This window comes from Phreatobacter oligotrophus, from assembly GCF_003046185.1.
Taxonomy (GTDB): Bacteria; Pseudomonadota; Alphaproteobacteria; order Rhizobiales; family Phreatobacteraceae; genus Phreatobacter; species Phreatobacter oligotrophus.
Window position 1 is genome coordinate 294,190 of record NZ_PZZL01000001.1, and the last position, 22,414, is coordinate 316,603.

Below are 22,414 nucleotides of genomic sequence, written 5' to 3' on the forward strand. Positions count from 1 at the left end.
GTGTCGCCTCAGGGAACGAAGCGCTGGATCAGGCCGACCAGGCGCCGCGTGGTCGGCCCGAAAAGACGGGGCGTGTAGTAGCTGCCCGCCGCCCGCTTCGAGATCTCGGATAGGGTCGGGTAGGGCAGGACGAGCCCGGCAACAGCGCCGATCGCCAGCCGCTGCGACATGGCAAGCGCCCACAGACCGATCAGCTCCCCCGCACCCGGCCCGACGATGGTCGCCCCGAGGATCCGTCCCCGCCGTCCCACGATGATCTTGGCGAAGCCCTCGGTGCGGCGTGCGGCCTGGGCGCGGTCGTTCCCCGCGAAGGGCGCGAACAGCACCTCGACGGGTTCCCCACTCTTCCGGGCCTCCTGCTCGGTCATTCCCACCTGGGCGAGCTCCGGGTCGGTATAGGTCACCCGCGGCAGCGCGCCATAGTCAGCCTTGGCGGGGAGCAGGAAGAGCGCGTTGCGGATGACAATACCCGCCTGCTGGGATGCCGCATGGGTGAAGAGCGGCCCGCCTGTGACATCGCCGATGGCGAAGACCCGTCGATTGGTGGTCCGCAGGCGCGCATCGACCGTGATGCCCCGCGGGCCGGTCGCGATCCCCGCAGCCTCCAGTCCGAGGTCTTCGAGGTTCGGCCGGCGCCCGGTCGCGACGAGGAGATCGGTGCCGCTGATCCTGTCCCCACCGTCGAGGAGGACCTCGACCCGGTCGCCGCTCCGGCTGACCGAGGCGACGCCCTGGCCCTCCAGGATCGCGACGCCGTCCGCAATCAGCGCATCCCTGACGACGGCCACGGCCTGGGGATCGTCGCGGGACAGGATCGTCTCCTTCTCGATGAGGGTGACGGTCGAACCCAGGCGTCGGAAGGCCTGCGCCATCTCCACGCCGATGGGCCCGCCGCCCATGATCAGGAGGTCTGCCGGCAAGGCCGTGAGCGTGAAAATCGTCTCGTTGGTGAGGAAACCGCTGTCGGCCAGCCCCGGCACGGATGGAACGGCGGGCCGCGATCCGGTGGCGATGACAAAGCGGCGCGCCCGGATCCGCCTCCCGCCGGCCTCGACCACCCGCGGATCGACAAACCGGGCGCTCGCCTTGATCACGTCGACGCCAAGGCCCTCGAAGCGCTCCACGCTGTCATGGGGAGCGATGGCCGCAATCACGCTGGCGATATGGTCATGGACCTGCTGGTGGTCGACCGCAGCCGGGCCGAGCGTGACGCCGAAGGCGGCACTGGTCCGGGGCAGGTGGGCTTTCGCCGCGGCCGCGATGATGGCCTTCGACGGGACGCATCCCGAGTTCAGGCATTCTCCGCCCATCTCGCCCTTCTCGACGAGCACGACGGACGCGCCCATCTGGACGGCCCCGGCCGCGACGGACAGGCCTGCCGACCCGGCACCGATGACGCAGATATCGCAGACGAGGTCGCCGTCGCGCTGCACCGGTCGACGGCCTGGCCCGGGAGAATAGGTCGCCTCCTGCATCAGATATCAGCACCTCGTGGCCATGGCGGCGGGTCGGCGACGCCGCCTGAGCCGCCGATGTCCCGCCCATCCTGCCACAACTCGGGGGCTCCGGCTGCAAGGGCTCGACAGCCCGTCGTCGTTTCAGGCGGGATCACGGAACAGCCGGGCAGCGTCGAGGCACCGGCCCGCCGCCGTCACCAGGCACATGGCGGCGAAGAGCCAGGCAATCAGGCCGAAGCTCTGCGGGAAGAGGCACATCAGGACGAAGGCCAAAATGGTCTCGGAGCCTTCGGCCAGTCCCGCCGCGTGAAAGAAACTCTTCTCGCCCCGCGCCGTGGTGGTCATGCCTCGCTTGGCGGCGATGGTGGCGAAGGCGAGGAAACTCGTCCCCGAGAGAAGAAAACTCGCGACGAGGACGAGGGCGGCAAGCGCGTTGGCGGGATCGGCGATGCCGAAGGCAACGGGCACGGCCGCGTAGAAGGCGAAATCCGCCAGGATGTCGAAATAGCCGCCGAGGTCGGTGGGCCCGCGCGCGCGGGCGACGGCCCCATCCAGGCCATCGGCGATCCGCGACACCGCGATCAGCAGGAGAGCGAGGAGGAACTGGCCGGCGGCGATGGACAGCGCAGCTGCGCAGCCGACTACGAGCCCGACCCCGGTGATCATGTTGGCGGTCGCGCCGCGGCCGGCCAGCCAGAGCCCGGCGCGGTTCAGCGGGGGATCGATGATCCGCCGCGCGAAGGGGTCCAGCATGCGACGATCTCTTGGCTCCTGCGCGGGATGGTCCAGACCTCGGCTCAGGTCGTCCCGCCAGCCATCAGCATATCACGGCCATGCCCCGCGAAGTGGCCCTAGTCCCCCGCGCCATCGCTCGTGACCGCCATCGCGAAGGCGCGGATGGCCGGCGCCGCCACGATCACGATCGGCAGCATCAGGGCCCAGGCGATGAGCCAGGCGCGCAGCCACTGGGCGAGGAACAGACCCTCCTGCAGCGCCGGCCAGCTGGCGACGGCGGTGGCAACGCCCGAGGTCAGGCCTGACTGGAGCGCTCCGAAGACGAAGTGGATGTGCGGCGCGGGATCTTCGGCATGGGCTTCTCCAGACGGTGGTGACTGGCCTGCAAGCTGCCGGCCAGCCACCTGTAGGCTCGGTTCGCCGCTGGCGGCGCGGTTAGCGGCCTCGCAAGGCGATCACGCCCACCGCGACCAGCAAGCCCGTCGAGACGAGGGCGAGTCCAGACCATTGCAGCACGGTCGGCCATTCTCCAGCCACGGGAATGCCGATGAGGATGGCAGCGGCCGGCACGAGGGCCGGGAAGATGGCAGCGCGGGATGCGCCGATGAGCCCAACAGCGCGGGTAAAGGCGATCACCGAGACGACGCCGGTCAGGACGCCCTGGACGACCACCTGCACGGCAAGCGTGCCGAGGGGGAGGCTCGCATAATGGGCGACGCCGTGGCTTGCCAGCGCCCAGGGCAGCATGACCGCGCCCGAGATGACCGAAACGATGGCGGTGCCGGCGACGGGAGGCACCTTCCAGCGCCGGGAGAGTAGGGTGAAGCCCGCCCAGAGCACTCCGGCGCCGGCGAACATCGCATCACCCAGCGGCGTGAGGCCGCCGCCGGTGAGGAGGCCTGGGCCGGCGATGACGGCGATGCCGGCGACGATGATGGTCGTGCCGAGGATCCGGGCGCGCGTCAGCGCTTCGCCAAGCACAAGTGTGGCGAGGATCATGCCAAGGACCGTCACGGTTGCCGGCTGAACCACGGCGCCATGGGCGAGCGGGGCGAACTGGTAGCCGCCGACGCCCAAGAGGATGAAGGGCGGACCGGCCAGCGCGGCGAGCGCCAGCGACCGCCAGAGGCCGATGGCTCGCACCTCGGGCCACGCGACCACCAGCCAGGGCAGCATCACAAGGCCCGCCGTCACATAGCGGAAGGCGGCGATGTCGACAGGCGTGAGGCCCGTGCTGATGCCCTGGCGGGCGAGGGCGAGATAGAGCCCCCAGATGGTTGCGGCAGCGGCGCCCAGCATCATGCCGCGCGCCTCCGGCGACAGGGCGGGGAGCGCGGTCTTGGCCATGGTGGTGGTCCCCGGCAGGGCGGAGGGAAGGTGGGACATGGTCGTCTCCAACGGATGAGGAGTGAGGCGGGGTCAGAAGGTGATGATCTGACGGCCTTCGAGGAGCAGGCCGCGCAGCGAGGCGTGGCCCTTGTCCTCTGTCAGCATCGGGATCCCGGCCGATGTCAGGGCCTCGTGGACGCCATAGGACTTGGCGCAGTAGGCGCAGACGCCCCGCAGCGCTGGAGCCGCCTTGAGCCAGGTCCGGTGCAGGCTGTTCGCGGGGTCGAGCACGTCGGCCAGGGCCGTGGAGCCGGCGCCATCGAAGACGATGGTGACATCGTCCCCGCCGCGCATGAGCTCGTCGGCAAACATCAGCGCGCGATAGACGGCGGATTTCCCCGCACCTTCGAGCTTGGAATAGATCACGATCGCGACCTTGGTCATGGCATCCTCGGGGTTGGGGCGGGCGGCCCTCGCGGTGGGGTGAGCGGCTCAGGCCGCGGCAGGCCTGGCGAGGCGCTGCAGGGCGGCGATCGCCGCGGCGGGTTCGAGGCGGCGGCGGTAATCGGGCTCGACGGAAGCGAGGGCGATGCCTCCGCCGCGCTCGACCACGAATGTGGCCGGGATCGGCAGGGCCCAGAGACCGTCGCCATTCCGGCTCGGCAGGGCGTGCCCTGCCTTCTCGTAGAAGGGCTGGACCGTCTGAGAGAGGGTAAAGCGGATGCCGAGGGCATCGGCGAAGCCACCGCCGACATCAGAGAGCACCGGGAAGGTGAGGTCATTCTTCTCGGCCGTGGACAGGCTGTGGCCCGGCAGTTCCGGCGAGATGGCGACCAGCGCGCCGCCGGCAGACAGGATCTCCGGCAGCGCCGCCTGGTAGGCCCGCAGTTCCAGATTGCAGTAGGGGCACCAGCCGCCCCGGTAGAATGTGATGACGACCGGTCCCGCCGCGACGAGGCCCGCAAGATCGAAGGGGCGGCCGAGCGCGTCGACGAGGTGGTCCGCGGGCGGCAGCCTGTCGCCGGCGCGCGCGGCGCGGTCGAGGATGCCTGTGTCGCGGAGGGCCACGAGATCGTCGGCGATCATGGCGGCGGTGGCGTCGCCGACGCGGGCTTCCCAGCCCGTGCGGAAGGCGTCGAGGTGCGATGCGAGGTCCATGGCCTGTTTCCGGCTTGCGGGATCGTGTCGACGGGGCAGCGGCGGCACGCGGCCGCCGCCTTGGGGATCAGGCGGCCATGCGCGTGGTGAGCGCGGGCGCCGCGGGGAAGTCCACCGGGATGCGGGTCGTGGCGTGGAGGTAGTTCGAGATCGTCTTGTCGCCGACGGCGACGATCGCATCGACGAGCTGGCCCTTGCTCCAGCCGGCGGCGAAGAAGGCGTCCACCAGAGCCGGATCGGCATGACCGCGGGTCTCGGTCAGATTGCGGGCAAGCCGCGCGAGGGCGTCGAGCTTGGCATCGAAGCTGGCGCGGCCCGAGCGGATTTCCAGGATCTGGTCGGGCGTGAAGCCCATCATGCCGCCGATGACCGTATGCGCCGCCAGGCAGTATTCGCAGTCATTCACCTGGCTGACGACGAGGTTGATGACCTCGCGGGCCTTGCCGACGATGGAGGAGCGGGCGTTCTGCAGGGCGAGATAGGTGCCCAGCGCGTGCTCGGAGTGGGCGAAGGTCGCATAGAGGTTCGGCACCTTGCCGAACTTCGCCGCGATCTGGTCGAAGATCGCCTGATTGGCGGCGCTTACCTCGTCACGGCTGGGGACGTTGATCGGGGTCATGGCAGTCTCTCCTCTTGTGTGCGGCGGCTCGCCGGCCGTCGATGGGGAGAGAGTGTCTCATTCACGCATCGGCGATAACGCGCGTTGCGCGGAGAAAATATATTCGTAATATGTATGAATGACGGACGTCGTCGCGCTCTTTCGTACCTTCACCCGGGTCGTCGAAACCGGCTCGTTCTCGGCCGTGGCGCGCGATCTGTCGACCTCCCAGCCCACGGTCTCCCGCCAGATCGCCCAGCTCGAGGACCATCTCGGCACCGTCTTGTTCCTGCGCACCACCCGGGCGCTCACCCTGACGGATGACGGCCGCGTTCTCTACGAACAGGCACGGCGCACGCTGGAGGCCCTGGCCGAGGCGGAGGGCTCGGTGGGCCGGCGGCGCGGCAAGCCCTCGGGCCGGCTGCGGCTCGCCTGCGCCGGGGTCTTCGGACGGCTTCATGTCATCCCGCGGCTGCCCCGGTTTCGCGCCCGCTATCCCGACGTGGAGATCGCCCTCGTCATGGGAGACGGCTATGCCGACCTAGTGGAGGAGGGCATCGACCTCGCCATCCGCGTGGGCACGCCGAGCGAGAGCGGCCTCGTCGCCCGCCGCATCGGCACGACGCGTCGCGTCGTGGTGGCGACGCCCGCCTATCTCGCGGCCCGCGGCCGGCCCGAGACGCCAGCCGATCTCACCGCCCATGACTGCGTCGTCTATGACCGGCTGCTCACCGGCGCGACCTGGCCCTTCGTCACGCCGGCTGGCCCCATCAGCGTGCCCGTCGAAGGGCCGATCCAAGTCAACAACACCGAGGCGGTGAGGGCTGCGGTCCTGGAGGGCCTTGGCATCGGCTATGTGCCGAGCTGGCATTTCGTCGAAGGCGAATTGGAGGATGGCCGCCTCACCGTTCTGCTGCGCGACTTCGAAGCGCCGCAGCAGCCCATCAGCGCCGTCTATCCCTCGCGTCGCCACCTCGCGCCCAAGGTCCGCTGCGCCATCGACTATTTCGCCGCCGAATTCGCCCTGGATCCCCGGCTCAGCATCGCCGCGGGCTAGTGCCGCGAGTCGCGACACTGGACGCCTTGGATCGGGATGCGGCCCGATGCGGCCCGCGAGGCACCGCGCCTCAGTCGTTCTCGCCGGTTTCAGCGAAGCGGAAGCCGTCTTCCTTCTTCGTGAACAGGAAAAACATGTCGCCGCATAAGATCGTGTAGCTCTCGGTGCCGTCGCCGCTCCGATCGTAGACCGGGCGCGCGGTCTGCAGGCAGGACCGGTTTCGCGCGGTGAAGATCTGCCGGTAGACGCGGCCCTCGAAGGCGGCGCGATCATGCAGATCGCTGGCATGGAGCATCGGCAGGCGCGTCAGCGCGGTGACTGCGCTGCGGTCATTGGCCTGCACGGCCTGGCGGAAGGAGCCGATGAACTGGCGGAACTCAGCGGCAATGGCCGGAGGCGCGGCCGGCGCCCGCTGGGCCTGGGCCCCGGCTGCGGAGAAGGCGGCGAGAACGATCCCGCAGGCGGCGGCGAAGGCGGTACGGCGGCGGCTGAGCGACATGACGGTGATCCCGGTTGGCAGGGCCTGAGGGCTGCGGGCCAGCTCCGAGGCCTGGCGGTGATGCGCCCGCTTGAGCAGTCGTCATCCGCGCAAGGTGCCGAGGAGGCGCCTTCGCAGACGGCCGGCTGTCGAGAGGCGTGGCCCGTTCCGTAACGCGTTATGTCAGGGAAATGCTGGAGCCTCGTGCTTCAAGGGAGGACGGCATGTTTCCAACGCTGCCGCGCCGGATGTTGCCGCGGGCCGGCGGCGATGGCGCGGCGGCAAGGCTTCGCAAGGCCGCTCCGGTCCAGCCGCAAACGGCGAAGGCCCCGCCGTGGGGCGGGGCCTTCTGGTCATTCCTGGACGACACTGCGCGGCATGCCCCGCCCGAGCGGGAGGGCATGCACCGGCGCCGCTATATCAGCTGCAGCCCGTCGTCGAGCCGCAGGTGTCGCACTTCAGGCAGGTGCCGTTGCGCACCAGCGTGAAGTTCGAGCATTCGGGGCAGGCATCACCGACATAGCCGCGCAGCTTGGCTTCGGCGCGCCGGTCGGCGGTGGACCGCTCGGCCTTGGCTTCCGGCGCCGCCTCCGCCGCCGTGTCGAACAGCGCGGTGAGGGCGGGGGAGACGGCAGCGGCCACCTCCTCCTTCAGCGCCGTGGCGCCGACGGTCGCCGGGCCGCGCGACATGGTCACCACCGTGCCGGTGCGGCCATCGCTCGACAGCGAGCCGGGGGTTGCGAGGCCGGACTGGCCCGTGACCACCGTGAACTTGTCGGTCTTGCCGCGCACCAGGCCCTTCGACAGCACCGCCTTGGCGACGCCTTCCGAGGCGCCCGAGCCCAGCGCGTCGTAGCGGCTCTCGCCGGGATCGACATGGCCGAGGTCGGAGCGGGCGAGATAGCTCACCGCCAGCTCGCGGAAGACGTAGTCGAGGATCGACGTCGCATACTTGATGGTGTCGTTGCCCTGGACGGGACCGGCCGGCTCGAAGCGGGTGAAGGTGAAGGCCTCCACATACTCGTCCAGCGGCACGCCGTACTGGAGACCCAGCGAGATGGCGATGGCGAAGTTGTTGAGCAGCGAGCGGAGCGCCGCGCCCTCCTTGTGCATGTCGATAAAGATCTCGCCGAGGCGGCCGTCATCATACTCGCCGGTGCGCAGGTACACCTTGTGGCCGCCGACGACGGCCTTCTGGGTGTAGCCCTTGCGGCGGTCCGGCATGCGCTCGCGCTCGCGCACCACCTGCACGCGCTCGACCACCTTCTCGACGATCCGCTCGGCCAGCGCCGCGGCGCGGGCGGCCTGCGGCTTCTCCAGCAGCTCCTCGACGCCGTCCTCGTCCTCGTCGTCCTCGATCAGCTGGGCGTTGAGCGGCTGCGAGAGCTTCGAGCCGTCGCGGTAGAGGGCGTTGGCCTTCAGCGCCAGCTTCCACGAGAGCATGTAGGCGCTCTTGCAGTCCTCGACGGTCGCCTCGTTCGGCATGTTGATCGTCTTGGAGATGGCGCCCGAGATGAACGGCTGGGCCGCCGCCATCATGCGGATGTGGCTCTCCACCGAGAGGTAGCGCTTGCCCTTGCGGCCGCAGGGATTGGCGCAGTCGAAGACCGCGTAATGCTCGGTCTTCAGGTGCGGCGCACCCTCCAGCGTCATGGCACCGCAGACATGCTCGTTGGCCGCCTCGATGTCCTTCTTCGAGAAGCCGAGCCGCGGCAGCAGCTCGAAGCCCGGCGCGTTCAGCTCATCGGCGGGGATGCCGAGGGTCTTCACCACGAAGTCCTCGCCGAGCGTCCACTTGTTGAAGACGAACTTGATGTCGAAGGCTGTCTTGAGCTGGGCCTCGACCTTGGCGATCGCCTCGTCGGTGAAGCCCTTGGCGCGCAGCGTCGTCGGGTTGATGGCCGGGGCCTGGGCGAGCGAGCCGTGGCCCACTGCATAGGCCTCGATCTCCGCGATGTCGCTCTCGCGATAGCCGAGGGTGCGCAGCGCCTCCGGCACCGCCTGGTTGATGATCTTGAAGTAGCCGCCACCGGCCAGCTTCTTGAACTTCACCAGGGCGAAGTCGGGCTCGATGCCGGTCGTGTCGCAGTCCATGACCAGGCCGATCGTGCCGGTGGGCGCGATGACCGAGACCTGGGCGTTCCGGTAGCCGTTCTTTTCGCCGAGGGCGAGCGCCTCGTCCCAGGCGCGGGTGGCATGGGCGACGAGGCCCGGCACCGGGCAGTTGGCATGGTCGAGCGGGACCGGGTTCACCGACAGCGCCTCGTAGCCCGTCGCCTCGCCATGGGCGGCGCGGCGATGGTTGCGGATGACGCGCAGCATGTGCTCGCGGTTCGGCTGATAGCCGGGGAAGGGCCCGAGCTCGCCCGCCATCTCCGCCGAGGTCTTGTAGGAGATGCCGGTCATGACCGCGGTGAGGGCGCCGGCAAGGGCCCGGCCCTCGTCGGAGTCATAGGGAATGCCCATGGTCATCAGCAGGCCGCCGATATTGGCGTAGCCGAGGCCGAGGGTGCGGTACTCGTAGGAGAGCTCGGCGATCTGGCGCGAGGGAAACTGCGCCATCAGCACGGAGATCTCGAGCACGACGGTCCACAGGCGGCACAGGTGCTCGTAGCCGGCGATGTCGAACTGCTTGGCCTTCGGATCGTAGAACTGCAGCAGGTTGGCGGAGGCCAGGTTGCACGCCGTGTCGTCGAGGAACATGTACTCCGAGCACGGGTTCGACGCGCGGATGGGACCCGCCGCCGGGCAGGTGTGCCAGTCGTTCATCGTCGTGTTGAAGTGCAGGCCCGGATCGGCGGACGCCCAGGCGGCGTGGCCGATCTTCTCCCAGAGGTCGCGCGCCTTCAGGGTCTTGGTCACCTTGCCGGTGGTGCGGGCGGTCAGCTTCCAGTCGCCGTCGGCCTCCACCGCCTGCAGGAAGTCGTCCTTCAGCGAGACGGAGTTGTTGGAGTTCTGGCCGGCCACCGTCAGGTAGGCCTCGGAATCCCAGTCCGTGTCGTAGATCGGGAAGGTGATGTCGGTGTAGCCCTGGCGGGCGAACTGCATGACGCGCTTGATGTAGTTGTCCGGCACCATGGCCTTGCGCGCGGCCTTCACCTCGCGCTTCAGCGCCGGGTTCTGGTTCGGGTCGAAGCAGGCATCGCCGTCGCCCTCACAGTTCACGCAGGCCTTCATGATGGCCTTGAGGTGCTTGGCGACGACCTTCGAGCCGGTCACCAGCGCGGCGACCTTCTGCTCCTCGGTGACCTTCCAGTCGATATAGGCCTCGATGTCCGGATGGTCGGCATCGACCACCACCATCTTGGCGGCGCGGCGCGTCGTGCCGCCCGACTTGATGGCGCCGGCGGCGCGGTCGCCGATCTTCAGGAAGCTCATCAGGCCCGAGGAGCGGCCGCCGCCGGCGAGCTTCTCGCCCTCGCCGCGCAGGTGGCTGAAGTTCGAGCCGGTGCCCGAGCCGTACTTGAACAGGCGCGCCTCGCGGACCCAGAGGTCCATGATGCCGCCGTCATTGACGAGATCGTCCGCCACCGACTGAATGAAGCAGGCATGCGGCTGCGGATGCTCGTAGGCCGACTGCGACTTGACCAGCTTGCCGGTCTCGAAATCCACGTAGTAGTGGCCCTGGCCGGGGCCGTCGATGCCATAGGCCCAGTGCAGGCCGGTGTTGAACCACTGCGGCGAGTTCGGCGCGACCATCTGGCGGGCGAGCATGAAGCGCAGCTCGTCGAAGAAGGTGCGGGCGTCCTCCTCCTGGTCGAAATAGCCGCCCTTCCAGCCCCAGTAGGTCCAGGTGCCGGCGAGACGGTCGAAGACCTGCTGGGAGGTGGTCTCACCCACCCAGCGATCCTTCTCGGGAAGCTCCGTCAGCGCCGCCTCATCGGGCACAGAGCGCCACAGCCAGGAGGGAATGGTGCTCTCCTCGACCTTCTTCAGGCGCGCCGGCACGCCGGCCTTGCGGAAATACTTTTGCGCGAGGATGTCGGCCGCCACCTGGCTCCACGCCTCCGGCACCTCGATGCCTTCCAGGCGGAAGACGATCGAGCCGTCGGGATTACGGATTTCCGACGTCGCTTGGCGGAAGGCGATCCCCTCGTAGGGCGACTGTCCAGCCTTCGTGTAACGCCTGTCGATGCGCATCGTCCGATCCTCGTATCGCGGCGGAGAGTGTGCTCCCTCGCCGACATTGGGTCCAGCGATCTGGACCTGCCCCGCCCGGTGTTATCCGGGCCCCATTTGTCGCCCCGGCCAGCTTGTCACCGCTCTCCACAGGGAGGGGCCGCCGGCTCGTTGTGAAAGTGTCGCCGTCCGGTTCGCGAACGGACCCCTCGCGGCTCCCTGCACGGACCCGGGAGCACCGCCGTGGCGGGCTCTCCCGAGGGAGCAGAGACACGTCTCCGGCACCAACGCAGAACTGCGTCGGCCACCTTCAAAAGCCGTCTGGGGAAGGTCCGGCAGGGACTTGAAACGAACCGCCGAACCGAAGGCGAACCTATGCGGCAGGCACTGATGACGTCAAGATATAGTGGGCCCGAGTAAACGAGACCCTAAATATGGTGGGTGCCGCCAAATTTTCCAGGGAATGGCCTCTTGCGCCGACCCAAGTGTCGGGAATCCCGAGGAGATTCGGCAAGGGGATTCTGGAGCGGGTCTCGGGCGACCGGCGATTCCCGCGAAATCAAGGGACAACTCGGCCCGCCGTCCCCAGGCCGGCGCGGGGCCATGTGGCAGAATCGTGACAACGCCGTCGCCTCGTGACGGGACAAGGGACGGGTCCGCCGAAGCGCCGGCGCGATCCTTCCCCAGCGTTTCCGCCCCTTTGCCGTCTCCGGGTCGAATCGCGCCGGTGAGCGAACGGATCGAATCGGTCCCGAAACGGAAAACGGCCGGGTCGCCCCGGCCGTTCTGATCCTGATCCGTCGATGGCGAAGGTGCGTCAGGCGCCCTTGCGATTCCACCAGCCGGCGCGGCGCGGGGCGGTGGCATCGGTCGTCTGCACGACCTCCACCGGTTCCGGATCCGGCGTGCGGCGACGCTTCACCGGCTCGGGAGCCGGCTCCGGCGCGGCGGGGGCTGCCGCCACCGGTGCAGGTGCGATCTGCGGAGCCGCGACGACCGTATCGATCGGCTCGGCCGGCGGCGTGCGGCGACGACGGGGCACCTCCTCGGCTGCGGGCGCCTCGGCAGCAGCCGGGGCGGGGGCTTCGGCGCCATCCTCGGTGATCGCCACGGCGCGGGGGCCGCGTCCACGGCGACCGGCATGGCGCGGCGCAGGCGCCGCATCGCTGTCCTCGGCGACGGGGAAGGGATCCTCGCCGGCGGGCGCATCGGCCGCGCCATCGGCATCGCCCTCGCCGGACGCCGCCTCGGCCGAACCCTCTTCGTCCTCGCGACGACCGCGGCGACCGCCACGGCGACCGCGACGGCGGCGGCGACGCTCGCTCTCGGCGCCTTCCTCGTCGGACGCCTCGCCCTCGCGGGCACCGGCCTCGGCCTCCTCGGCCTCGTCGCCCGAGTCCTCGCCGGAGCCATCCTCGCCCTCGGCGTTGTCCTCGTCGGAACCGTTGCCGGCCTCCAGGCCCTCCTCGCGCTCGCCGTTGCGACCGCGGCGGCGACGACGGCGGCGACGGCGGCGGCGCTCGCCGGCCTCATCGCTCTCGCCACGCTCGCTGCGTTCGCCGCGCTCGCGGGAGCGCTCGCCACCCTCGGCCTCGCGGCTGCCGCCCTCGTCCTCCTCGGCCTCCTCGATGACCTCGTCCTCGACGAGATCCTCGGGCTCCACGGGAACGGGCAGGGCGGCCGGCGGCTTGTAGGCCGTCTCCGGGGTGTGCACCTGCGCGCCCTTCTCGATGGCGAACATGTGCGTGCCGGTGATGGTCTCGTCGGCAGTGATATCGATGCTGACGCGGAAGCGCGTCTCCAGCTCATGCAGGTGGGCGCGCTTGTTGTTGAGCACGTAGAGCGCCACGGCCGTGCGCGTGCGCACGATGACATCGTGGGTCGCCGCCCGGAGCAGCTGCTCCTCGACCGAGCGCAGGAGGTGCAGCGCGACGGAGGAGACGGAGCGCACATGGCCGAGGCCGGCGCAGGTCGGGCAGGTCTCGGTCGAGCTCTCCAGCACGCCGGTGCGGATGCGCTGGCGGCTCATCTCGAGCAGGCCGAAATGCGAGATGCGGCCGACCTGGATGCGCGCCCGGTCGTTCTTCAGCGCATCCTTCATGCGCTTCTCGACGGCGCGGTTGTTGCGGCCCTCGTCCATGTCGATGAAGTCGACGACGATGAGGCCCGCAAGGTCACGCAGGCGCAGCTGGCGCGCCACCTCGTCGGCGGCCTCCAGATTGGTGCGCAGCGCCGTGTCCTCGATATTGTGCTCGCGCGTCGAGCGACCCGAGTTGACGTCGATGGCGACCAGCGCCTCGGTCGGGTTGATGACGATGTAGCCGCCGGACTTCAGCTGCACCGTGTTCGAGAACATGGCGTCGAGCTGCGCTTCCACGCCGCTGCGGGCGAAGATCGGCTGGGGCTCGCGATAGGGCCGGACGTTCTTCGCATGGCTCGGCATGAGCATGCGCATGAAGTCCTTGGCTTCCTTGTAGCCCTCTTCGCCGGCGACCAGGACCTCTTCGATGTCCTTGTTGTAGAGGTCGCGGATCGAGCGCTTGATCAGCGAGCCCTCTTCATAGACCAGCGTCGGCGCGTGCGACTGGAGCGTCGTCTCGCGCACCGTCTCCCACATGCGCAGGAGATATTCGAAGTCGCGCCGCACCTCGGTCTTGGTGCGGTTGGCGCCCGCCGTGCGCAGGATGACGCCCATGCCCTCCGGAACGTCCAGCTCGCTGGCGATTTCCTTGAGCTTCTTGCGGTCGGCGGTGTTGGTGATCTTGCGGGAGATGCCGCCGCCACGGGCGGTGTTGGGCATCAGCACCGAATAGCGGCCGGCGAGCGACAGGTAGGTGGTGAGCGCCGCGCCCTTGTTGCCGCGCTCCTCCTTCACGACCTGCACCAGCATGACCTGGCGGCGCTTGATGACCTCCTGGATCTTGTACTGCTTGCGCGGACGGAACGACCGGTCCGGCATGTCCTCATAGGCGTCGCCGGCGCCGACGGACTCGACCTGGTCCTCCTCGGCGGTGCCGTTCTCGCCCTCGTCCTCGTCGTCCTCGTCGTCGTGCTCGTCATCACCCGCCTCACGGGCCTCGGACGCCTCGTCGCTCGTGGCCGGCGCGTCGGCAGCGTCGCTCGCCTCGGCGGTCACGGGAGTGGCGTCGGTCACCACCTCGGCGGCATCGGCCGCAGCGGTCTCGTGGGTCTCGGAGGCCTCGCCGGCCTCGGCGTTGGTCTCGGTCTCGAGTTCGGCCTCGCCGCTCACCGCCTCGGAGGTACGGGCCTCCGCGGCCTCGTTGCGCGGACGGCGCTCGCCGCGACGGCGACGGCGCCCATTGCCGCTCTTGCCGCGATCGGAGCGACGGCCGCGGCCATTCTCCTCGTCATCCTCGTCGCGGTGCTGGCGCGCCTCTTCGGCGAGCAGCGCCTCGCGGTCGGCGACCGGGATCTGGTAGTAGTCGGGGTGGATTTCCGAGAAGGCGAGGAAGCCGTGGCGGTTGCCGCCGTACTCGATGAAGGCGGCCTGCAGCGAGGGTTCGACCCGCGTCACCTTCGCCAGATAGATGTTGCCGCGTAGCTGCTTGCGGGATTGGCTTTCGAAATCGAATTCTTCGACACGATTACCGCGGACCACCACGACCCGGGTTTCTTCCGGGTGGGCGGCATCGATGAGCATCTTGTTGGCCATCGGATGAGCTCTTGTACGTTGGGACGGCCGCTCGCGCCGGCCCGACTGGGCCCCGCTCGGCTGAAAGAGCCGGGGCGGCGCCGACGAGGCGCCGGCGCACGGCCGTCAATGCGGTGGAAGGGGAGGGTGCAGGGCCGGACGGAAGGCCGACGGCGGGGCGGCGAGCGACGATGGCTGCGCCATCCGATCGTCCAGACCCGATTGAAACCGTCGATGCCGGCATGCCGTACACCCGTGAACGAGAGGCGCCGCAAAGGGAATGCGGCGTCGGCGCAAGGTGTCCTGGTCCGGAACGGGAGCCGTGACGGGGCGCGTGTCGGGCGGGGAAGTCGTGATGCCGGACCGCGCGCTTTGGCGGTCGACGCGACTCGCCACCTTCGGGGCCCGCGAACCTTGCGGTATGGTTTGTAGCGGTGTGACGACCCGATTGGCAAGCCGTCACAGGAGGAGGGGGCTATGCGCCAGGGCGAACCGCCCCCTCGGCTCCGTATCGAAAGGGCTCAGCCCGGGATGACCACCACCGGCGTGCCGATGCGGACGCGGTCGTGGAGGTCGATGATGTCGTGGTTGAACAGGCGGATGCAGCCCGACGAGACGGCGGTGCCGATCGACGACGGCACGTTGGTGCCGTGCAGGCGGTACATCGTGTCCCGGTTGCCGCGATAGAGATAGAGCGCACGGGCGCCGAGCGGGTTGCCGAGGCCGCCCGGCATGCCGCCGGCATAGCGGGCGTTGCGGGGGTCGTAGCGGATCATGTTCGCCGTGGGCGTCCAGTTCGGCCACTGACCCTTGCGGCCGATCGTGGCGCGGCCATGCCAGAGCGCGCCCTGGCGACCGACGCCGACGCCGTAACGGACGGCGGTGCCGCGACCCGTCACGAAGTAGAGGTGACGCTCGGAGGGACGCACCACCACGGTGCCGGCCGGTTCGCTGCCGCGATACTCGACCGTCTGGCGAAGCCAGCGCGGGTCGATGCCGGTGGTGTCCATGGCGGGAAGGGTCACCCGGCCGTCGCTGACGAGGCCGTAGGAGCCCGAGCCGGTACCGGCGGTCGTGCAAGCCGCCGTGAGCACCGCCGGGGCGGCAAGGACGAAGAAGCGGCGGGAGAGACCGCCCATGTCGGGGGACGCGGCACTGTCGAGATCGTTCTGCATCACTGCGGCTGCCCTGCGATGAACGTGGTGAAGGCGAGGCCTCTAGACGTGACTGCTTCGCGAAAAAGCCGCAATCACGAACCTGCGAGACGACCAGCGAATGTTACAAAGGACATGCGCCTGTTGCTCAATTCACACAGTTTCCCGGCTTCCGCCGCGCCGGGGACTCATTGACGTTGCAGGGAATGCTCGACCCGGTGCCGCTGCGGCGAGACAGAGATGAGCGCCGGGCCCGCCCCGGCCGGCAACATGGAGCGCTGTGAACGTGATCAGGCTGACCCTCGTGCCCCATGACGGAGTCGGGCCGCTGAAGCTCGGCGCGCCGCGTGAGGCGATCCGCGCCGCCGCCCGCCAGCTCGGCCTCGCGGCCGGGCCGACCCATGCGGAATCCGACACCTTCGCGGACGAGACCGTTCAGATCGATTATGACGATGCCGGCCGCACCCGCTTCATCGGCATCGCCCCGCTCCCCGACGTCCACCGCATGACGGTCGCCGGCCTCGACTGCGCCGATACGCCGGCGGCCGAGGTCTTTCGCGCCATCGCCGCGGCGGAGGGCGGCGACCATGCCTTCGATGCCGAGGGCTATCTCTTCCCCCGCCAGATCATTGCGCTCTGGGCCGCCGACGAGGAGAACGATGCCATCGCCCCCGCCGGGCGCAAGCGGCCGATCTGGGGCCAGGTGGGCGTCGGCACTCCCGCCTATCGCGCCTTGGTCGAGCGCATCCGCGCCCGGGAGACCTGAGGCGGAGAACGCGGGGAATGGCGTGTCCGGCGGGCCACGCTCCCGCCGGATATGCTTAACGGCGGGTTAACCGCGTCCCGCTAATGGCTTATCGCAGGACCATCCGGCCGGTCGGTCGCGATTCACGGGGGATCCGTCGCAAGCCATGGGAGCGGGGCGCATCATCGCTGTCGTCGTCGCCGCGCTCGGCTTGGCCGTGGCGTCGCCTTCCTCCGCCCAGACGACCGGCAGCCTGACGATGGGCGCCGCGGCCCGTGCGACGCCCGCCGCCGCCGAAGCCGCCCGAACCGCTCTTCCCGCCGTGGTGGTCGCCGCCCATGTGGGCGTCGAGGGCCAGCGCACCCGTCTCACCTTCGACCTCACCCGCCCCGTCGAGATGCGCGCCTTCGCCCTCGCCGACCCCTACCGGGTGATCGTCGACCTCGACGAGGTGAACTTTCACATCGCGCCGCCCCAGGCCCAGAGCCGCGGCCTCGTGAAGACCTTCCGCTTCGGCCTCTTCGCGCCGGGCAAGTCGCGCATCGTCATCGAACTCACCGGGCCCGCCACGATCGAGCGGGCGCTGACCATCGAGGGCGGGGAGGGGACGCCGCCGCGCCTGCATCTCGACCTCGTCCGCACCGATGCCGACGGCTTCCGCCGGGCCATGACCGAGCGCGCCGTCAGCAACATCGCCCGCCGCGGCGATCGCGAGACCTTGGGGCCGCGCCTCTCCCCCCGCGTCGAGGAGGATGGCGGCCCGCCCCTCATCGTCATCGATCCCGGCCATGGCGGCATCGATCCCGGCGCCATCGCCCCCTCGACGGGCGACGAGGAGAAGATGATCGTCCTCGACTTCGCCAAGGTACTGCGCGACAAGCTCGCCGCCGGTGGCCGCTACCGGGTCCTGATGACCCGCGACCGCGACATCTTCGTGCCGCTCGCCGACCGGGTGCGGATGGCGCGCGACGCCCGCGCCCAGCTCTTCATCTCGGTCCACGCCGATTCGATCCGGGGCGCCAACGAGAATGCCCGCGGCGTCACCGTCTATACGCTGTCGGATCGCGCGTCGGACGCCGACTCCGAGCGTCTCGCCGAGCGCGAGAACAAGGCCGACGCCATTGCCGGCCTCGACCTGTCGGAAGAGCCCTCGGAGGTCGCCGACATCCTCATCGACCTCACCCGCCGCGAGACGCGCATCTACTCGGCCAACTTCGCCCGCACCCTCGCCGGCGAGATGCGCCAGGTGACGCGCATGCACACGCTGCCGCTGCGCTCGGCCGGTTTCCAGGTGCTCCGCGCCCACGATATCCCCTCGGTCCTGGTCGAACTCGGCTTCGTCACCAGTCGCCGCGACGTCGAGATGCTGACCTCCGCCATCTGGCGCGAGCGCACGGCGGATTCGGTGTCGAAGGCGGTCGACCAGTTCTTCGCCGCCCGCAACCGCGGGCCTGTGGCGCCCGCGGCACGGCGGTAGGCCGGGCGGCGCGGGGTCGCGAACGGGCCACAAGCCCGCCACTTTCGGCGCGCAAGCGTCGGTCATGGTGCAGGCTTGTCAGCAGGCCTGCCCACGTCCCGTCACGGCAGCCCCCGAGGGTGGGCCGGCGTGGTGGTTCGTGGTAGACTGATTGAACGTTTGGATGAGATGTCCTCTGCCCGGCGCCTGCCGGCCGTGGAGGGCCAGAGGCGCAGCCCCGGTGGGGCGCGATGGGGCCGGATGAAGCTGGTTTTCCGATTTTTCGGTTGGGCGTTCGGGCTGGGGACGATCGCGTTCCTGCTCGGGGCCGCCGGCGTGGCCGTCTACATCACGCAGGTGACCAAGGAACTGCCCGACTACAACACGCTGCGGAACTATGAGCCGCCGATCATGAGCCGCGTCCATGCCTCGGACGGCCAGCTTATGGCGGAATATGCCCGCGAGCGCCGCCTCTACCTGCCGATCCAGGCCGTGCCGAAGCTGGTGGTCAACGCCTTCCTCTCCGCCGAGGACAAGAACTTCTACAGCCATAACGGCATCGACTTCACCGGCATCGCCCGCGCGGCCCTCACCAACCTGCAGAACCGCGGCTCCAACCGCCGGCCGCAGGGCGCGTCCACCATCACCCAGCAGGTCGCCAAGAACTTCCTGCTCTCGGGCGAGCAGACCGTCGACCGCAAGGTGCGCGAGGCGCTCATCGCCATGCGCATGGAGGCGGCCTTCTCGAAGGACCAGATCCTCGAGCTCTACCTCAACGAGATCTATCTCGGCTTCGTCATTCCCGGCTACGGCGCCTATGGCATCGCCGCCGCCGCGCTCGTCTATTTCGACAAGTCGGTGCACGAGCTGACGATCCCGGAGGCGGCCTATCTCGCCGCCCTGCCGAAGAGCCCGACGCAGCTCCACCCCTTCCGCAACCGCGACCGCGCGGTCGAGCGCCGCAACTACGTCATCTCGCGCATGGTCGAGGACGGTCACATCACCGCCGCCCAGGGCGAGGCTGCCCGCCGCACGCCGCTGACGGTCAATCCGCGCTCGCCCCGCCAGCAGACCTTCGCTGCCGACTTCTTCGCCGAGGAAGTCCGTCGCGAGATGACCGACCGCTTCGGCGACAAGAAGCTGCTCGAGGGCGGCCTCTCCATCCGCACGACGCTCGATCCGAAGCTCCAGCTTGCCGCCCGCGCCGCGCTCACCGCCGGCCTCATCCGCTTCGACGAGCAGCGCGGCTGGCGCGGTCCTGTGACCCGCATCGAGGACATGCGCGGCGACTGGGGCCAGCGCCTCGCCGAGATCCGCGCCTTCGGCGACACGGGCTGGCGCCTCGCCGTCGTCATCGATGCCCAGGGCGAGACGGCCCGCATCGGCCTGCAGCCCGGCCGCGAGGCCTCGGGCCAGGTCTCCTCCGTCCGCGACATCGGCCTCATCACCGCCGAGGGCGCACGCTGGACGCGCCGGCCGATCAACCGCCTGCTGAACGCCGGCGACGTCGTCTATGTCGAGCCGATGGGCGGCCGCGAAGGCCAGTTCCGCCTGCGCCAGATCCCGGAAGTCTCCGGCGGCCTCGTCGCCATGGATCCCTATACGGGCCGCGTGCTCGCCATGGTCGGCGGCTTCTCCTTCGACCAGAGCCAGTTCAACCGCGCCACCCAGGCGCGCCGCCAGCCGGGCTCCTCGTTCAAGCCCTTCGTCTATGCCGCCGCCCTCGACAACGGCTATACGCCGTCCACCGTCGTCATGGACGCGCCCTTCGAGCTCAACACCGGCAATGGCGAGGTCTGGCGTCCGGAAAACTATTCCGGCCAGTTCTACGGCCCGCAGACCCTGCGCTTCGGCATCGAGCGGTCGCGCAACGTCATGACCGTGCGCCTCGCCAACGACGTCGGCATGCCGCTGATCGCCGAATATGCCAAGCGCTTCGGCGTCTATGACGACATGCCGGCCTTCCTGTCCTATTCGCTGGGCGCCGGCGAGACGACGGTCATGCGCATGACCTCGGCCTATTCGATGTTCGCCAATGGCGGCCGCCGCATCCGCCCGACGCTGATCGACCGCATCCAGGATCGCACCGGCGCGACGATCTTCCGCCACGACGATCGCCAGTGCCAGGGCTGCACCGCGCCGCGCTGGCAGAACCAGGACGAGCCGATCCTCATCGACCGGCGCGAGCAGGTTCTCGACCCGATGACGGCCTACCAGATGACCTCGATGATGGAGGGCGTCGTGCTGCGCGGCACCGCCACCTCGCTGCGGGCGCTGGGCAAGCCGATCGCCGGCAAGACCGGCACCACCAACGATGCCAAGGACGCCTGGTTCGTCGGCTTCTCGCCCGATCTCGCGGTGGGCGTCTATGTCGGCTACGACAACCCGCGCAGCCTCGGCGCCAGCGCCACCGGCGGCGCGCTCGCCGTGCCGATCTTCCACGACTTCATGAAGGTGGCGCTGGCCGACCGGCCGGCCGTTCCCTTCCGCGTGCCGACCGGCATCAAGCTGATCCGCATCGACCCGCGCACCGGCCTGCGCGCCGGCGCCGGGTCCACGGGCGCGATCCTCGAGGCCTTCAAGCCCGGCACCGCCCCGCCGGACAGCTACCAGCTGATCAATCCCTTCGACTCGGCCTCGGCCAATGGCCGTCGCGGCCCGTCGAACGAGAGCAACCGCGCCATCGGCACGGGCACGGGTGGGCTGTACTGATCCCCCAGCCCTCCGCTGGCGATGCTTCAAGGGCGGCCTCCGGGCCGCCCTTTGTCGTATGCGGCTGAGGCTTTGGGGCGGACCGGGTGAGCTTTGGGAAAGGGACTTTGGCCCCTCACCCTTCCCTCTCCCCGCAGGCGGGGAGAGGTGGCAACAGCGTTGCGACCGGATGGGCGGCGGTGGTGCCCGGCACCGAGGCATGTGAACAGGGCGGAACGTCAAAGTCCCCCTCTCCCCGCCTGCGGGGAGAGGGAAGGGTGAGGGGCCTTGCATCGTCGCCCCCCCAACGACAACGGGCGGGACGATCGCTCGCCCCGCCCGCCGGATGTCGCCGCGAAGAAGACCCTCACGCCTCCGGCTGGGGATCCCGCAGCAGGTGGTAGAGGATGATCGCCCCGAACGTCGCCGTGCCGATGCCGTCCAGCGTGAAGCCGGCAATGGTCAGCTTGAAATTGCCGGCGCCGAGCACCAGCGCCACCGCCACGGTGATGAGGTTGCGCGGGTTGGAGAAGTCGACCTTGTTCTCCACGAAGATCCGCCCCGCCGTCGCGGCGATGAGGCCGAAGACGACGATGGCGAGGCCGCCGAGCACCGGAACCGGGATGGTCAGGATCAGCGCGCCGAACTTCGGCGAGAAGCCGAGCAGGATGGCGATGAGCGCCGCCGCCACGAACATCAGCGTCGAATAGATGCGGGTCACCGCCATGACGCCCATGTTCTCGGCATAGGTGGTGACGCCCGTGCCGCCGGCCGAGCCCGAGAGCATGGTGGCGATGCCGTCGCCGACGAAGGCGCGGCCGATATAGGGGTCGAGGCTGCGGCCGGTCATGGCCGCGATGCCCTTGAGGTGGCCGAGGTTCTCGGCGACCAGGATGATGGCGACGGGCGCGATCAGCACCATGGCCTTGGCGTCGAAGACCGGCGCGGTGAAACTCGGCAGGCCGAAGAGCGGGGCCGCTCCGACCTTCGAGAAGTCGATGGGCGCGCCGAGGCCGAGGACATTGGCGAGCACGAGATAGAGCACATAGCCGGCGATGGCGCCGAGCAGGATCGGCAGGCGGCGCCACATGCCCGGCGCATAGACGGCGAAGGCGCCGACCGCGACGACGGTGAACAGGGCGATCCAGCGCGAGAAGGCCGAGCCTTCCGCATTGGTCGGGCCGGTCCCCGAGGCCATGCCGATGGCGATGGGCGCGAGAACGAGGCCGATGGCGGCGACGATGGCGCCGGTCACCACCGGCGGCATGACCTTCTCCACCCAGCCATGGCCGATGACCATGACCACGAGGCCGATGGCGGTGTAGAGCGCGCCGGCCGCGATGATGCCTCCGAGCGCGACGCCGATGTTCGGTGCGGCGCCTGCCGCGGAGCCGGCGGCCACCGCCGCGAGAACCGGGCCGATGAAGGCGAAGGACGAGCCGAGATAGCTCGGCACGCGCCCGCCGGTGACCACGAAGAAGATCAGCGTGGCGATGCCGGAGAAGAGGATCGCGACGTTCGGGTCAAAGCCCATGAGGATCGGCGCGAGCACCGTGGCGCCGAACATGGCGACGACGTGCTGCAGGCCGACCACGACGGTCTGGCCGAGCGGCAGGCGCTCGTCGGGCATGACGATGCCGCCGCTCTTCTCGGTCCACTTCGGAAAATAGCCTTCAGCCATGTGGGAGCCCCCGTGATGCGCCGCCCGGTCGGATCGCCGGTTTCGGCCGAAAGCCCGACATTAGGCATGTTGACGCAGCGGCTACAGGCCGCGCCAGCCGTCAT

16 protein-coding genes are annotated in these 22,414 nt (G+C 69.5%); 4 read left to right on the forward strand and 12 right to left on the reverse strand.

Annotation, left to right across the window (positions count from 1 at the left end; all coding sequences use genetic code 11):
* Positions 1 to 8: 8 nt before the first annotated feature.
* From C8P69_RS01455 to C8P69_RS01485, 7 genes are all read right to left on the reverse strand, one after another.
* The gene (locus C8P69_RS01455; protein WP_108174080.1) at positions 9 to 1,475 is read right to left on the reverse strand and encodes a dihydrolipoyl dehydrogenase family protein; all 1,467 of its coding nucleotides are present in this window, start codon (positions 1,473 to 1,475) and stop codon (positions 9 to 11) included.
* 123 nt (positions 1,476 to 1,598) lie between these two features.
* Positions 1,599 to 2,210, reverse strand: a complete 612-nt coding sequence (locus C8P69_RS01460; RefSeq protein WP_108174081.1) for a CDP-alcohol phosphatidyltransferase family protein — start codon at positions 2,208 to 2,210, stop codon at positions 1,599 to 1,601.
* A gap of 98 nt (positions 2,211 to 2,308) precedes the next feature.
* The gene (locus C8P69_RS01465; RefSeq protein WP_108174082.1) at positions 2,309 to 2,596 is read right to left on the reverse strand and encodes a DUF2798 domain-containing protein; all 288 of its coding nucleotides are present in this window, start codon (positions 2,594 to 2,596) and stop codon (positions 2,309 to 2,311) included.
* 31 nt (positions 2,597 to 2,627) lie between these two features.
* Positions 2,628 to 3,578: a DMT family transporter gene (locus tag C8P69_RS01470; protein WP_108174083.1), complete on the reverse strand. Its 951-nt coding sequence runs from the start codon at positions 3,576 to 3,578 to the stop codon at positions 2,628 to 2,630.
* Between the two features lie 33 nt (positions 3,579 to 3,611).
* On the reverse strand, positions 3,612 to 3,965 hold the full coding sequence (locus C8P69_RS01475) for a DsrE family protein (protein ID WP_108174084.1): 354 nt from the start codon (positions 3,963 to 3,965) through the stop codon (positions 3,612 to 3,614).
* A gap of 48 nt (positions 3,966 to 4,013) precedes the next feature.
* Positions 4,014 to 4,679, reverse strand: a complete 666-nt coding sequence (locus C8P69_RS01480) for a peroxiredoxin-like family protein (protein WP_108174085.1) — start codon at positions 4,677 to 4,679, stop codon at positions 4,014 to 4,016.
* A gap of 67 nt (positions 4,680 to 4,746) precedes the next feature.
* Positions 4,747 to 5,298 (reverse strand): carboxymuconolactone decarboxylase family protein, encoded by a 552-nt coding sequence (locus tag C8P69_RS01485; protein WP_108174086.1) that lies wholly within the window; start codon positions 5,296 to 5,298, stop codon positions 4,747 to 4,749.
* Positions 5,299 to 5,416: 118 nt separating this feature from the next.
* Here C8P69_RS01485 and C8P69_RS01490 point away from each other — a divergent pair, with 118 nt between their 5' ends.
* The gene (locus C8P69_RS01490; RefSeq protein ID WP_108174087.1) at positions 5,417 to 6,334 is read left to right on the forward strand and encodes a LysR family transcriptional regulator; all 918 of its coding nucleotides are present in this window, start codon (positions 5,417 to 5,419) and stop codon (positions 6,332 to 6,334) included.
* Positions 6,335 to 6,404: 70 nt separating this feature from the next.
* On the opposite strand, the gene C8P69_RS01495 is transcribed toward C8P69_RS01490, so the two are convergent.
* The 4 genes from C8P69_RS01495 to C8P69_RS01510 all read right to left on the reverse strand — a co-directional run bounded on the left by C8P69_RS01495 (position 6,405) and on the right by C8P69_RS01510 (position 15,758).
* Positions 6,405 to 6,833, reverse strand: a complete 429-nt coding sequence (locus C8P69_RS01495; protein ID WP_108174088.1) for a hypothetical protein — start codon at positions 6,831 to 6,833, stop codon at positions 6,405 to 6,407.
* 399 nt (positions 6,834 to 7,232) lie between these two features.
* Positions 7,233 to 10,952, reverse strand: a complete 3,720-nt coding sequence (locus C8P69_RS01500; RefSeq protein ID WP_108174089.1) for a vitamin B12-dependent ribonucleotide reductase — start codon at positions 10,950 to 10,952, stop codon at positions 7,233 to 7,235.
* Between the two features lie 796 nt (positions 10,953 to 11,748).
* A complete protein-coding gene (locus C8P69_RS01505) occupies positions 11,749 to 14,604 on the reverse strand; it encodes an Rne/Rng family ribonuclease (protein ID WP_108174090.1) in 2,856 nt (951 codons plus the stop codon).
* Between the two features lie 500 nt (positions 14,605 to 15,104).
* On the reverse strand, positions 15,105 to 15,758 hold the full coding sequence (locus C8P69_RS01510) for a L,D-transpeptidase (protein WP_245901826.1): 654 nt from the start codon (positions 15,756 to 15,758) through the stop codon (positions 15,105 to 15,107).
* Between the two features lie 265 nt (positions 15,759 to 16,023).
* Between C8P69_RS01510 and C8P69_RS01515 the strand changes: the two genes are divergently transcribed.
* The 3 genes from C8P69_RS01515 (at position 16,024) to C8P69_RS01525 (ending at position 20,650) form a co-directional block, all read left to right on the forward strand.
* Complete coding sequence (locus C8P69_RS01515) at positions 16,024 to 16,503, forward strand: hypothetical protein (protein ID WP_146167261.1); 480 nt, start codon at positions 16,024 to 16,026, stop codon at positions 16,501 to 16,503.
* A 145-nt stretch (positions 16,504 to 16,648) separates the two neighbouring features.
* Positions 16,649 to 17,959 (forward strand): N-acetylmuramoyl-L-alanine amidase, encoded by a 1,311-nt coding sequence (locus C8P69_RS01520; RefSeq protein ID WP_108174092.1) that lies wholly within the window; start codon positions 16,649 to 16,651, stop codon positions 17,957 to 17,959.
* Between the two features lie 240 nt (positions 17,960 to 18,199).
* Positions 18,200 to 20,650: a penicillin-binding protein 1A gene (locus C8P69_RS01525; RefSeq protein WP_108174093.1), complete on the forward strand. Its 2,451-nt coding sequence runs from the start codon at positions 18,200 to 18,202 to the stop codon at positions 20,648 to 20,650.
* Between the two features lie 346 nt (positions 20,651 to 20,996).
* On the opposite strand, the gene C8P69_RS01530 is transcribed toward C8P69_RS01525, so the two are convergent.
* The gene (locus C8P69_RS01530; RefSeq protein ID WP_108174094.1) at positions 20,997 to 22,310 is read right to left on the reverse strand and encodes a solute carrier family 23 protein; all 1,314 of its coding nucleotides are present in this window, start codon (positions 22,308 to 22,310) and stop codon (positions 20,997 to 20,999) included.
* Positions 22,311 to 22,414: the final 104 nt, after the last annotated feature.

Excerpts from the sequence above, each read along its gene's own strand:
- C8P69_RS01510 (WP_245901826.1), bottom strand. The coding sequence starts at position 15,758 with ATGCAGAACGATCTCGACAGTGCCGCGTCCCCCGACATGGGCGGTCTC.
- C8P69_RS01520 (WP_108174092.1), top strand. The coding sequence starts at position 16,649 with ATGGGAGCGGGGCGCATCATCGCTGTCGTCGTCGCCGCGCTCGGCTTG.
- C8P69_RS01460 (WP_108174081.1), bottom strand. The coding sequence starts at position 2,210 with ATGCTGGACCCCTTCGCGCGGCGGATCATCGATCCCCCGCTGAACCGC.
- C8P69_RS01495 (WP_108174088.1), bottom strand. The coding sequence starts at position 6,833 with ATGTCGCTCAGCCGCCGCCGTACCGCCTTCGCCGCCGCCTGCGGGATC.
- C8P69_RS01490 (WP_108174087.1), top strand. The coding sequence starts at position 5,417 with ATGACGGACGTCGTCGCGCTCTTTCGTACCTTCACCCGGGTCGTCGAA.
- C8P69_RS01475 (WP_108174084.1), bottom strand. The coding sequence starts at position 3,965 with ATGACCAAGGTCGCGATCGTGATCTATTCCAAGCTCGAAGGTGCGGGG.
- C8P69_RS01505 (WP_108174090.1), bottom strand. The coding sequence starts at position 14,604 with ATGGCCAACAAGATGCTCATCGATGCCGCCCACCCGGAAGAAACCCGG.
- C8P69_RS01480 (WP_108174085.1), bottom strand. The coding sequence starts at position 4,679 with ATGGACCTCGCATCGCACCTCGACGCCTTCCGCACGGGCTGGGAAGCC.
- C8P69_RS01485 (WP_108174086.1), bottom strand. The coding sequence starts at position 5,298 with ATGACCCCGATCAACGTCCCCAGCCGTGACGAGGTAAGCGCCGCCAAT.
- C8P69_RS01530 (WP_108174094.1), bottom strand. The coding sequence starts at position 22,310 with ATGGCTGAAGGCTATTTTCCGAAGTGGACCGAGAAGAGCGGCGGCATC.
- C8P69_RS01470 (WP_108174083.1), bottom strand. The coding sequence starts at position 3,578 with ATGTCCCACCTTCCCTCCGCCCTGCCGGGGACCACCACCATGGCCAAG.
- C8P69_RS01455 (WP_108174080.1), bottom strand. The coding sequence starts at position 1,475 with ATGCAGGAGGCGACCTATTCTCCCGGGCCAGGCCGTCGACCGGTGCAG.
- C8P69_RS01525 (WP_108174093.1), top strand. The coding sequence starts at position 18,200 with ATGAAGCTGGTTTTCCGATTTTTCGGTTGGGCGTTCGGGCTGGGGACG.
- C8P69_RS01500 (WP_108174089.1), bottom strand. The coding sequence starts at position 10,952 with ATGCGCATCGACAGGCGTTACACGAAGGCTGGACAGTCGCCCTACGAG.